The organism is Sphingobacterium sp. MYb388 (assembly GCF_037479535.1).
Lineage (GTDB): Bacteria > Bacteroidota > Bacteroidia > Sphingobacteriales > Sphingobacteriaceae > Sphingobacterium > Sphingobacterium anhuiense.
Genome location: NZ_JBBGYV010000011.1, coordinates 102,695 through 114,689 on the forward strand (window position 1 = coordinate 102,695; position 11,995 = coordinate 114,689).

General features: G+C 35.6%; 13 protein-coding genes and 2 pseudogenes. 5 read left to right on the plus strand and 10 right to left on the minus strand.

Features of this window, described 5'->3' with window-relative positions; translation table 11 throughout:
- Window positions 1–106: 106 nt before the first annotated feature.
- The 3 genes from WH188_RS24005 to WH188_RS24015 form a co-directional block, all read right to left on the minus strand.
- The gene (locus WH188_RS24005) at window positions 107–733 is read right to left on the minus strand and encodes an NAD(P)-dependent oxidoreductase (protein WP_339424740.1); all 627 of its coding nucleotides are present in this window, start codon (window positions 731–733) and stop codon (window positions 107–109) included.
- A 1-nt stretch (window position 734) separates the two neighbouring features.
- The gene (locus WH188_RS24010; RefSeq protein WP_208697072.1) at window positions 735–1,541 is read right to left on the minus strand and encodes an inositol monophosphatase family protein; all 807 of its coding nucleotides are present in this window, start codon (window positions 1,539–1,541) and stop codon (window positions 735–737) included.
- A gap of 84 nt (window positions 1,542–1,625) precedes the next feature.
- Window positions 1,626–2,486 carry an AraC family transcriptional regulator gene (locus WH188_RS24015; protein ID WP_208697071.1) on the minus strand — a complete coding sequence of 287 codons (861 nt, stop codon included), beginning with the start codon at window positions 2,484–2,486 and terminating at the stop codon, window positions 1,626–1,628.
- A 661-nt stretch (window positions 2,487–3,147) separates the two neighbouring features.
- On the opposite strand from WH188_RS24015, the gene WH188_RS24020 reads away from it, so the two are divergent.
- Together WH188_RS24020 and WH188_RS24025 are read left to right on the plus strand one after the other, a co-directional pair.
- Window positions 3,148–4,149 (plus strand): aldo/keto reductase, encoded by a 1,002-nt coding sequence (locus WH188_RS24020; RefSeq protein ID WP_339424741.1) that lies wholly within the window; start codon window positions 3,148–3,150, stop codon window positions 4,147–4,149.
- A gap of 58 nt (window positions 4,150–4,207) precedes the next feature.
- Window positions 4,208–5,122: a helix-turn-helix domain-containing protein gene (locus tag WH188_RS24025; protein ID WP_339424742.1), complete on the plus strand. Its 915-nt coding sequence runs from the start codon at window positions 4,208–4,210 to the stop codon at window positions 5,120–5,122.
- 348 nt (window positions 5,123–5,470) lie between these two features.
- Here the strand turns inward: WH188_RS24025 and WH188_RS24030 are convergent, their stop codons facing one another.
- From WH188_RS24030 to WH188_RS24040, 3 genes and pseudogenes are all read right to left on the minus strand, one after another.
- Window positions 5,471–5,797, minus strand: a complete 327-nt coding sequence (locus tag WH188_RS24030) for a hypothetical protein (RefSeq protein WP_339424743.1) — start codon at window positions 5,795–5,797, stop codon at window positions 5,471–5,473.
- Window positions 5,798–5,814: 17 nt separating this feature from the next.
- A pseudogene (locus tag WH188_RS24035) lies at window positions 5,815–6,165 on the minus strand (HNH endonuclease); the annotation flags it as partial.
- Window positions 6,166–6,189: 24 nt separating this feature from the next.
- On the minus strand, window positions 6,190–6,906 hold the full coding sequence (locus tag WH188_RS24040; protein WP_339424744.1) for a hypothetical protein: 717 nt from the start codon (window positions 6,904–6,906) through the stop codon (window positions 6,190–6,192).
- A gap of 131 nt (window positions 6,907–7,037) precedes the next feature.
- On the opposite strand from WH188_RS24040, the pseudogene WH188_RS24045 reads away from it, so the two are divergent.
- Window positions 7,038–7,295: pseudogene (locus tag WH188_RS24045) on the plus strand (transposase); the annotation flags it as partial.
- 46 nt (window positions 7,296–7,341) lie between these two features.
- Here WH188_RS24045 and WH188_RS24050 read toward each other — a convergent pair.
- The 3 genes from WH188_RS24050 to WH188_RS24060 form a co-directional block, all read right to left on the minus strand.
- Window positions 7,342–8,343, minus strand: coding sequence for an NADP-dependent oxidoreductase (locus WH188_RS24050; protein WP_339424745.1), 1,002 nt, complete (start codon window positions 8,341–8,343; stop codon window positions 7,342–7,344).
- A 3-nt stretch (window positions 8,344–8,346) separates the two neighbouring features.
- Window positions 8,347–9,114, minus strand: coding sequence for an SDR family oxidoreductase (locus tag WH188_RS24055; protein WP_339424746.1), 768 nt, complete (start codon window positions 9,112–9,114; stop codon window positions 8,347–8,349).
- Window positions 9,115–9,265: 151 nt separating this feature from the next.
- Window positions 9,266–9,427 (minus strand): hypothetical protein, encoded by a 162-nt coding sequence (locus WH188_RS24060; RefSeq protein WP_339424747.1) that lies wholly within the window; start codon window positions 9,425–9,427, stop codon window positions 9,266–9,268.
- Window positions 9,428–9,529: 102 nt separating this feature from the next.
- On the opposite strand from WH188_RS24060, the gene WH188_RS24065 reads away from it, so the two are divergent.
- Window positions 9,530–9,952, plus strand: a complete 423-nt coding sequence (locus WH188_RS24065; RefSeq protein ID WP_339424748.1) for a winged helix-turn-helix transcriptional regulator — start codon at window positions 9,530–9,532, stop codon at window positions 9,950–9,952.
- Window positions 9,953–10,200: 248 nt separating this feature from the next.
- Here WH188_RS24065 and WH188_RS24070 read toward each other — a convergent pair whose 3' ends face one another.
- Window positions 10,201–10,503 (minus strand): DUF5675 family protein, encoded by a 303-nt coding sequence (locus WH188_RS24070; protein ID WP_339424749.1) that lies wholly within the window; start codon window positions 10,501–10,503, stop codon window positions 10,201–10,203.
- Window positions 10,504–10,687: 184 nt separating this feature from the next.
- Between WH188_RS24070 and WH188_RS24075 the strand changes: the two genes are divergently transcribed.
- Entirely contained in the window at window positions 10,688–11,797 is a 1,110-nt protein-coding gene (locus tag WH188_RS24075) for a hypothetical protein (protein ID WP_339424750.1), read from the plus strand.
- Window positions 11,798–11,995 lie beyond the last annotated feature (198 nt).

Here is an 11,995-nt window from a genome sequence, read left to right on the forward strand (position 1 = left end):
CATTCTGATAGAAATATCTGCAAACAAATATCTTTTAAAAAAGCAAATAAACACTCATTTCACTAATAAAAAGAGACAGAACTACTCCCGTCTCTTTTTTTGATCATTAATTCGTTAATGCTACATAATGGTGAAGCATCTTAGGGTTTTCGGCTTCGGTAATTAAAAATTGTGCGACATCAGCTCGCGATATTTTCCGAACTTTCATTCCTTTCTTAAGGTTGGGTAATACACGATAAGATGAAGTCAACTCTCCATCCGTCAGCATTCCTGGTCGTACGATTTCCCATTTTATAGCACTCGCTGTGATCAAATCTTCCATGATGGTTTTATTGTTATACTGATCTTTAAGAAACAATGAAATGACTGTGCGCATAAAGAAACTTAAATAACCTTTACTCTCTCCGGCCCCAAAGCCCGTGATGACCAAAACAGGCGAAGAAAAGTTCAGATCAGCTGTAACGCTTATAAGTGCTTTGGCTATATCAGAAAAAAGAGTCGTTGCCTTTTTATTCTTTGTTCCAACAGTTATAAGGACTGCATCAGTATTTTTGATTGCATTTTTCAAATCATCAGACACTGTTGCACTTCCTTTTATCTTAATGAGATTGGGATGCGTAGGGAGCTGATCCGTATTTGTCGATAATGCCGTTACCATATGTCCTTTTTCAACAGCCTGTTTAACCGCATGTAAGCCAATTCCCGCCCCTGCCCCTATTATTGCTATATTCATTTTATTTTAATGATTTTATTTCAAGATATTTTTCGGTGATACTTTTCCTTGCTACCAATAGGCTTTCGCTCCCCCATTGCCAGGGAATTCCGTCTGCGTTCAATATCTCGGCACCTGATTCCTTAGCGATTAACATACCTGCTATCCAGTTATAGGTATCGATATCTTCCTGAATAAACAGGTCGATTCTTCCAGCGCCCACATAGGCCAATTGCAATCCGTGAGGTCCATAATTTCTTACAATTCCAAAATTATCAAGCAGTCTTGTAACTGTCATTCCAATTTCTTTATTAAGTTGGTTTGTCGATTTATCTTGATGACCGTATTCAAAGACTGACAACATCACCCCCAAATCAGTTTTCTTACTAACCATAAGAGGTTTGCCATTCATATAAGCTCCCTCACCTTCTTTTGCCCAAAACATTTCAGTGGCCAAGGGATCATAGATAACGGAGAATAATGGTTTTCCATCACGAATAAATGCCAAATTGATTGTCCATCCCGGAATATGCTGAAGATATTGTATGGCACCATCCATTGCATCACAGAGCCAGTAATCCCCTTTTATGGTTGACTCCTTTTGCGATTCGGTATCAAATTCATCCCCGATATGCCAAGGCATATGGGGAAAAGTAGCAGTGAGATCTTTTTTCAAAGATGTAAGACACAATACATCAATATCTTCTAATTGTTTCAAAAGTTCATCCATACTTTGAGGTATGGTATTTTGTTTATACTGTTTTAAAAATGCATCCCCAATCTTTCTTACAGAAGCTAAGATGATTGGGATATTGATTTCATTTTGCATATCAATTTTCTGTGTTAAATTATTAATGCAAAACTACTTACAGAATTATACTTTATAATAGTTTCAAAGCAGGGAAAGATAGTTCTAATCACGGAATTTATTCCGAAACTCAAGAGGTGTAAGATTGGTTATTTTCTTAAAAAGTTTCCCAAAATAAGCAGGTTCATCATAGCCAACTTTATAAGCGATCTCCTTAACAGTACCATCTGTAAAATATAGCAATCTTTTGGCTTCCATAATCGATGCTGCTTGAATATGAGTGGATACCGATCCTCCTGTTAAAGATTTTACTGTATCATTGAGATGGGACGTTGAAATAGAAAGTGCAGAGGCGTATTCTGCAGGTTGTTTCCAATTTTTAAAATGCTCTTTAAGCAATTTTATGAATTTTTCTTTTATCAAAACACCCCTATTTTCTTTCTCCTTAGCGATAGGCGAAATAGCTACAATTTCTCCTGCAATAATACCTAGAAGACCGTTCACTAGGGAATGCATAATTTTTTCAGTATAGTGATTACTATTGTTTAATTGTATATTTTCAATTAACGCTGTTAGTGATGCAAGCTGCTGATGGAAAGCAGATCCATTTTGAAGTATTAGGGGATTACGGATTTTATTTTCTATGATCTGAAGTAATTCTTCGTTAATTAAAGAGGCATCAATGTTGAACATCCATCCATGAGGATTTTTTACTTCCATAATATAATGGACTTGTTCGGGAGACACAAAAAGTAACGCTGGACCAGTAAACTCAACATTTTCAAAATCAATATTTAATCTAAAGTTACCGCTCAAAGCGATCATTAATTGACAGTGATCATCCCGATGAGGTCTCGAAATGTTATGTGACCCAACTTCTCGGTTATCCATATTTAGGACGAAAATACCCGCTTTGGCATCGGGGAAAATTTCAAACTGTTCAATGTTATGTTTCTGATACTTCAAATTTAATGCTTCTAAGTTGTTGTCCAATAGTTACAAAACTAAAAAATAAAACCCTTTAATTTGTATGATCAGCGTTATATTCTAAATTCATTAAAACGGCAAATGCACAAAAAGTTATATTAAGCTAAGAGGCTATAGAGTAGATCCGATTCCTACTTTAAGAGCATTCAAATCGAGTACAATAAAAAACTAAACGTCCTTTAAGTTTCTAATTTTAAATTCAAACAGCGTCCCCTTTTGATCATTGAAAAACCAAATTAAGAAGAGAGATATGCACACTACCTACTTCTTGAGAAAATTCAAATCCATTCCATTTTGAAAAAAGATCAATTTGTAAATTTGGTTTTTCATGTTTTTTTCAAACTACAATGTTGTATCGATTCCATTATAGAAGAACTCGAGTTCACTTCATTTAAGTATTAAAACATCATCAACTAAGCTAATTTCAACATTGTTGTTATATACAAAAACTACAGCAGCAACACCACCCACCAATGCCATCATGATTTCCGTTATAAATCCAGCCTTCCGCAGTATCATCAGAATAGATGAACGGCTAGGGGCAAAATTTTTGGATACAACCTTCCGTGATTTGAACACTTTTGATCATGTCTTTCATCATAATTTTGTTTTAAATTAAAAATAATAGACTATGAGCAACATGAAAGAAGTAAAATTGGGCAGTCAAGGACTTACTATACCACCGATTGGTCTTGGCTGTATGGGTATGACAACAGGTTTCGGTGGAGATATCTACGGAAAAGCAGATGAAAAAGAGACGATTGCAACCATTCATCGTTCATTAGAGCTGGGTGGCAATTTTTTAGATACGGCAGATATATATGGTCCTTTTCTCAACGAACAGTTAATAGCAAAAGCGATCAAAGGTAATAGAGAAAAATACATCATAGCTTCAAAATTCGGATTCGAAATTGACGACAATGGACAAGCAACTGGCGCATTCAATAGCAGTAAAAATTACATAAAAAAAGCCGTAGAGCGTTCCCTGAAAAATCTGGGTACCGATTATATTGATATGTACTACCAGCATCGATTGGACACGAATACGCCAATTGAAGAGACCGTAGCAGCGATGGGCGAATTGGTAAAAGAAGGAAAAATAAAATATATCGGTCTTTCGGAAGTAAATTCAGAAACCATCAGAAGAGCACATCAGATTCACCCACTTACAGCAGTACAGTCCGAATACTCCTTGTTTGAAAGACAAATTGAAGAACTGGGCATTCTGGATACATTGAAAGAACTAGGCATCAGCTTAATTGCCTACTCACCAGTAGGGCGTGGATTTTTAAACGGAACAATACAAAAGCCAGAAGATTTTAACGAAAATGATTTCCGAAGATTTATACCAAAATATCAAGGTGAGCAGTTTTTCAAAAATGTGGAGTTGGTAAATGAAATTAAGAAAGTGGCGGTCGAAAAAAATATCACTTCTGCACAGTTGGCTATTGCTTGGGTTATTGCTAAAGGTCACACGCCAATTCCAGGGACAAAACGCGTAAAATATGTAGAAGAGAATATAGATGCAGCGCGCATTTCTTTGACGCAAGACGATCTGAACCGTTTGGAAAGTATTATTCCTTTGGGTACAGAAACAGGAGCAAGATACGATGCTGAAAGTATGAAAGGCGTTAATTTGTAACAGGCTAAACAGTGGATAAATTAACGTTTATCCACTGTTTTTTTTATAAATTTATAAAATGAAAAATAATAAAACTTATTTTCTAAACACGGTTTCAGAACTTCATCATTTCTTAAACATCAAAAAACCAGCACATCCTTTAGTAAGTGTGGTGAATCTTGATGAGATCAATTCTTGTGTTGCTGAAGAAATGTTAACGATTGTCTATAATTTCTACACGATTTATCTGAAAAAGAATTTTGACGGCAAAGTAAAATATGGTCAGCAATATTATGATTATGATGATGGGATAATGACCTTTTTTGCACCCAAACAACTATTTTCGATTGAACAAAACAGTTCATCAACAGTGGAAGGTTGGATGATTGTTTTTCATCCCGATTTTATTCAAAGTTATGCTTTAGCAAAACGTATTAAAGAATACGGTTTTTTCTCATATGCCAACAATGAAGCATTGCATCTCTCGGACAAAGAAGAGTCCGTAATCTCAGGACTGATGCTAAATCTTCAACAGGAAATTGAAGCCATGATAGACAACTACACACAAGATGTCGTTGTTTCTCATATTGATTTGTTGCTGAATTATTGCAACCGGTTTTACAACCGTCAGTTTATTACACGTAAAAAAGCGTCAAATGATTTATTCTTAAAATTTGAGGATTTATTAAATGCATATTATCAACATGATGATTTAAGTGTATCAGGGCTGCCTTCCGTTCAGTACTTCGCCGAACGGCTATCGGTATCATCAAACTATCTCAATGATATGCTGAAAAATTTGACAGGGCAAACTACACAGCAACATATTCAAAACCAGCTCTTGGAAAAAGCCAAAGAACTATTGTCAACAACAGAATTATCTGTAAGTGAAATTGCTTATCAGTTAGGTTTTGAATATCCCCAATCATTCAATAAACTTTTCAAAAAGAAAACCGAAAGATCACCTTTAGAATTTAGACAGTCATTTAATTGACCGAAAATTGCGTTGACAAACTAAAAATCGTTGTCAATCTACCGCGGTTGTCTACAGATAAATTTTGAATTTGAGAACATAGATTTGCTATGTTTTACAGTTTTCTTCCACTATCAAAAAAAAATGTCATTGATCTATATCAATACATCTATCGCAGATTAATCTTTTAAAGATCTTGCATTAATTTTTACAATTCAAAAGTGGCTTTTCCTTATACTTTTCCTAAAAACAGAAAATATAAAAACTACATTATAAAAGCAAAACACAATTTTGTTGAGATTGCGCTTTGCTATTATACCTGGAAGTTTTTGTCCATAATTTTATACAATATCGTCATTTCATTTGAGCTTAAGCATCTTTCTGCCTATAATCTAATAGCTGTCTAGCAATTTCTATATCAGAATAATTTTTGTTATTAAGATCTAAATCGTATTCTATTAGATCAACAGCATGATCGATTGAAAACAATTGAATATAGCGCTTTCCATCTTTTTCAAAAATAAGGTCATCATCAGTTTCCTCAATTGGAAAAATACAAACTTCCGATTCTAAATTTAAACGGCTTTCCAAATAGATTAGATATACCTCTGCTTCTAAATTTAATCCCAAGTGAATAAAGAGTTCATCCAACTGACCAGGATTAATTAAGTATTTAATAAGTTCTACTAATTTCATATAATTACATTTATAATTTATCTATTATATCCTCCTCCCCAAATAGACATTCCACCCCGACCTCCTGGATGTAATATCTTCCAAAAGATACTTCCATTTGTATGTTGAGCCTGAGGAACCAATTGCATAACCCCAGGTTCAGTACTATGATGCCATACCCAATTTGAAATTTTTCCGCCAGTAATTGTACCCAATCTTGTTGTTGGGACTGTGATCCCAAGTTGTTTCATCGAATTAGCAAAATTAGCATCAGAAGCCATTGCCTCTGCTAAACTTGTATTAGCAACTTTAAAATGTGAATAAGGCCCCTTTCCAGCATATAGGTTACTTGCTAATTTCATTTCAAAGGCTACTGAATATTGAGCAACTGAACCTACCGTCTTAGCGGCAACTTAACCAATTGATATTTTGACAGGATTAGATACCTCGTTTATTTCAACTTCTTCACAACAAAAATTGATACTATCATTTTCATAATCCTCAATCTGAAAATTAATTTTCTCCAAACCATTATCCGAAATATCCAAGATATCGAAACCTGAAATCAGCTGCAATCCTGCACTACTAAAATCAAGTTTGAAACTTGATATATTCTCGAATATTATTGATACTTCGAAAAAATCTTCTGAAGTATTTGGCCATCCATCTACACTTTCTCTTAGTTGGCAATAAAAAACCATTACTACATTTTGAATTGACCATTCAAGAGATTTTACAAATGCTATATCTGAAGGCTTCCAAGTACTATAAATACTTGTAATATTTTCTACGTTTTTTATTCTTTTCATTTTCCAAAAAAAATTAAATACTGATTCTTTTCCAAAACTCGACATCGGACCATATTGATATTGATGCAAATGAGGAATACTATGGTTTAATGGTCTCATATGCTCAGAAAAATCAACTCTGTATATCTGCCGACCATAGTTATCATAGATAACTCTTGAACTTTCCATACGTCCTGTACGTCCACTTTGTCTTAACCAATCCAATCTTAAAGTACCTGGCTTAACTTTCTTTGGAGCATAACTCTCCCAATATTTTGTATATCTGGCAGCTTCTCCAGCTTCCATCATTGCCCCCAATCCCCCCTTAGCTGCTGAAGTCATAACATTAGCTTCTTTTGCAATAGGTCCGATGGCTGATGCCACAGTCATTATGACCTCCTCCCATAAAACTGGACATTTTAAAAGTATAGAATTTGGACCAGAATTACTAATTTTAAATAGGAGGAAAAACGATGAAAAGATCAAAGTTTACCGAGGCACAGATTGCTTTTGCTATCAAGCAGTCCGAGATCGGGATCCGAGTGGAGGAAGTATGTCGCAAGCTGGGTATCAGCGAGGCAACATTCTACAATTGGAAGAAGAAATACGGTGGTTTAGGAGTTTCTGAACTACGAAAGTTACGTCAGTTAGAAGAGGAGAACGCACAACTTAAGAAACTTGTTGCAAATCTGAGCTTGGATAAGCAGATGTTACAGGATGTATTAAAAAAACTAAGCGTAGCAAAGTCCAATTCTAGCTGTAGGAAAAATTGGGCACTTACAATCTGGTCACGACAACCTTGCCTTTTGCACGACCACTTTCTACATAAGTCAGTGCATCATTGGTTTTCTCGAATGGGAAAATTTGGTCTATAACAGCTTTTATCTGATTAGCTTCAATCAATTTGGTTATTTCGGATAATTGTTGGCCGTTTGCGCGCATAAATAGAAAAGTATAGTCAATTTTCAGCTTGTTTGCTTTTTTTTCTATGCCCCTACTCAATAAACTTATTATCAATTTCATATACCAGGCTAAACCCAGATCTTGAGCAAAATCTACAGTAGGAGGACCAGAGATTGATATAACTTTCCCTCCTGATTTTAAAATACCGAAGCATTTCTCCAATGTTTTGGTATCCTGACTATGCAATACAACATCATAATCACTGAGTATATCTTCAAATTTTTCAGTTTTATAATCAATCAGAAGATCTGCTCCTAGCGCGCTCAGTTGATCAAAACTTTTTTTACTTGCAGTGGTCGCCACCGTTGCACCCAAATATTTAGCCAATTGGATAGCAATCGTTCCTACTCCACCCGATCCGGCCTGAATAAATACTTTTTGACCTTTTTTAATCTGAGCAATTTCAACAAGAGCCTGCCATGCGGTTAAACCAACGAGTGGTATAGAAGCGGCCTCTTCCATCGTCATATTCGTCGGTTTTAAAGCAATATCATTTTCATCTATGGCAACATATTCCGCAAAACCACCAATACTAAAATCGGGAAGCCTAGCATAGATTTCATCGCCGACCTGAAAGTTTTTCACTTTTGAGCCAACCTGCACGATAACACCTGCCACATCGTGACCTAGAGTAAGAGGCATTTTATAGGGTAATAATAATTTGAAATCGCCATGCTTTAACTTAGCGTCCAATTGATTGATACTGGCAGCATAGATTTCAACCAATACTTCATGCTCATTAATCTTGGGTGCCGGAACTTCAACAAGTTCTAACGTATCTGTTTTACTATAGCGGTTAATGCGAAATGCTTTCATTGATCAGGATTTTAATAAGGGATTTATTTTCTTCGGGTTAACAAGATTAAAAGTTAGTTTAGGGAAGATACGGTTTAAAATATAAACCAATTTGGAAGAACCCACCCGAATGTGAAAGCGGTCTTTCTCTAATCCAGCAACTAAAGCTTTTACCAGTTCTTCGGGACTTAATTTAGGATCACTTCTATCTTCAGTCATTGCTGTAGCAACAAGTGGTGGTACAAGCTCAAAAACTTTCACATGGCTTTTTAAAATTCCAAGATGTGCACGTAGAGCTGTTGTATAAAATGCAAGCGCAGTCTTCGATGATGAGTAAGTTGCTTCAAGCAAAGAAGGTACATAACTCAACAGGGATGTGGTATTGATAATCGCAGTTTCAGGTCTTGATTTCAACATATCAAGAAAAAGATTATTCAAACGAATAACGCCTAAATAATTGATGTTCATCTCATAGGCGGCCCCTTGCAGATGTTTTACATCTGAAATACCGAGATTAGAAGGTTCGACTCCAACTCCGGCATTATTATATAAAATATCTATTCCACCGAGTTTTTCGATTTCCTTAAAGAGTAACTGTGCTTCTTCCTCAGAAGCGACATCACTTTTAATCGGAATGACACCGGGGTACATTGCTTTTGCTGCATCCAATTTAGCTTGATTTCGTCCTGTAATAATGACATGAACACCTTTTTCTAAAAATTGTTTTGCGGCCTCCAGCCCTATTCCAGATGTTCCCCCTGTTATTAGTATTGTTTTTCCTTTTAGTTCCATAATTGATATAAATTGCTTAAAGTGGTTCTTCATTCGTTAACAAAATGAAGACCCGTAGTAAAAACCTGCTGCCCTGGATTTACATCCGAAGGTGCCAAACGCTTTTCACCATTGTGCAGATCTGAGTGCGAATATGCACCAGTTGTAATGATTAATCCGGCAGAAGCACGCTGTTTGTATAAAGTGTCGTTAGCTCAGTTGCTTTACTTTCGGGATTATCAGAACGGCTTCTAGTCATGGGAGCCATCACTATACGGTTGCGTAATTGTAATCCATTTTTATGGTAAGAATCAAAAATTGCACTGTTCTCCATGGTATTAATAATTTAAAATCGTAAATTTACTTGCATTTTGCAAGTACAAATATAAATATCAACTTGCAAAATGCAAGTGTTTTTAAAAAAAAGTACATTATTATGAAAAATAGATCGCAATGCCCTATCAGCTGTTCACTAGATATTTTAGGAGATAAGTGGTCATTATTGCTCATCCGGGATTTGATGCTATCGAAGCAATGCACGTATGGTGAATTCTTAAAATCTGAGGAAAAGATTGCAACGAATATCTTGGCTTCAAGATTGTTGATGCTCGAGGAAAATGGTTTGATCAGTAAATTAGAACATCCGGAAAGTAAAGCAAAAGTATTATACACGCTTACTAAAAAGGGAATAGATTTACTCCCATTATTGATTGAGATGCAATTATGGGCAGATAAATATTACACGATACCCGTTGAACGGAAAGAGATTATTAATGCTGTAAAAAAAGACAAAGCAGGTTTTATAAAAAAGCAGAAGAAAATATTATTGGATTTTGTAAAAACCCTTGATTTTTTATAGGATGAGATACTATACACTAAATATAGTTTAGCAAAGTTGAATTCTCCCTAACATATTTACAGGAGCAAATACCTAGTTGCCTGCTCCTGTATCATGATCACTTTTTCCTTATTCTCTCTAGAAATCGACTAGTCACATAGCTCAGGTCCGTCCCGACTACAGCCATCAAGGCAGTATGCATAACATCAGCAAGAGAAAAACTTGCCCAGATGGAACAGAGCTTACCTCCTAGAGTTCCGATACGGATATCATTGCCTTTCATCCCGCACCTCCTTTTCTTGATTCGGCAAGATCTGCTTTGGTGGTGTAGGCTCCTCCTCTCCTTTTTCGCGACCTAGTACAGCCGGAATTCCGATCTGCTCACCGTGCCCGGTATATTTTCGTTTTTCAAGTTTATAACTCCCTACCGGGATACAGCTAAGCCTCTCCAAATTATTGCGCCAGGGCAGTTCGATAGTACGGCAGATTATCTCACCTTCAAAAGTGAGGATACCTTTCGACCCTTGCTCTCTAAAAATCCGTTGGAGATGCAAGATTTGTTTTGTTGACATTTTTATGTTTTAACTATTTACATTCCCTGCTGCCAACTCAATGTTCCTCCAGTACGACTATAAAATATGGATTCCTAAACTGTTCAGAATTTTTATACATAACACAAAATACAACTTCACAAATGCAACACTGTTGCTTTTTCAGAATTATTTATTACTTTCGCCTATTATTAAATAAATAGATATGATAGAAACATTTAACATGAGACCTCCGCATTTTTTAGTCTATGGATTATTGATGTTGGCTTTAATGAGCTGTAAAAAAGACCGCGCAATAGCATTACCTGAGATTTCCTTTGACCTACCCGCAGACATCAATCTGGTGTATGGGAAACATGATACCATTGACTTAAACACATTCATTGTTAACCAAGGAAATGGGGTCAATTTTTCTGTCGGTTTTGAATCTACCGAGAACGTACAGATTACACCCCAAATAACATTGCACAATCAACTTGAAAAAGCAATTTTTATAGATAAATCTGGAAAATTGTTTATTAAAAGCGAAGAATTATATCCTAATGGAACCACCTCCAGCTTGAGTGGCAAGAAAATTCCTGCACAATACAGCATAACAGTGTCCGCCAAATCAACTGATGGTAAAGAAGTCGCTCAGAAATTGTTGTCAATTCGTGTTTTAGAGTTGGAAGATCTTCAATTTAAATATTTTGACGACTTAAAAAAAGGCCAACTGAAAATGCTTAATACGTTATATGCTGACACAGAAAGTTATTTTACTTTAGCAAAGCCAGTTCCTTCTAAGAACTTAATACTAAAGCTTCCTGAAGCACAAGCAAAAGAGGTGGGATTTTCATTGCAGGACAATGCGCTAAAGGTCTATTGGAAAGGTAACCCAAACCAAGAAAACGATAAATACATGGAATTAAATCCTAAATTGGAGAAAGATGGTTTCGCTATCGGATCAGCAAGTTTTTCGGTCAGGTACATTCCAAAAATTGAATTCTTTTTTGGCGATTTATATCTCGACCCGTCTACCAAATCTATTAAAAAGATCAATACCAGCTTTAGACGCAGCTCGGTTGAAGGTGGTAGCATGGTTCAACCCACTTTTTTTCCAGAGAAATTGATATCCGGCTTTGAAATTTCTTCTATAGAGAAAGATGCTCGTGTATTTAATGATTCTGAAACGGTATTTACCATAGACAAAGGAACAGGAATGGTAAGTGTCAAAAATAATACTTCATTGAAAGCTGGAATTTACACGCTTACATTACAAGCAAACACCACGAATGCTCAAAAAGTAATAACAACACTCTCTTTGGGTTTAGAGTAAAAAAATCACTTTAGCGACAAAGATCTACGATTTTACTCCTTCCTGTTAGTAGCAACAGAAATACAAACAGTAGATAAAGTTTAAATTGCAATTAAGTTGCATCTTCAACTTCACTTTTGTATCTTAGTACCATAGCAGATCATTATGCCTTTGCATAATTTTAAGCTGTTCATAAATTTTATTTTTTGATAAATTTTA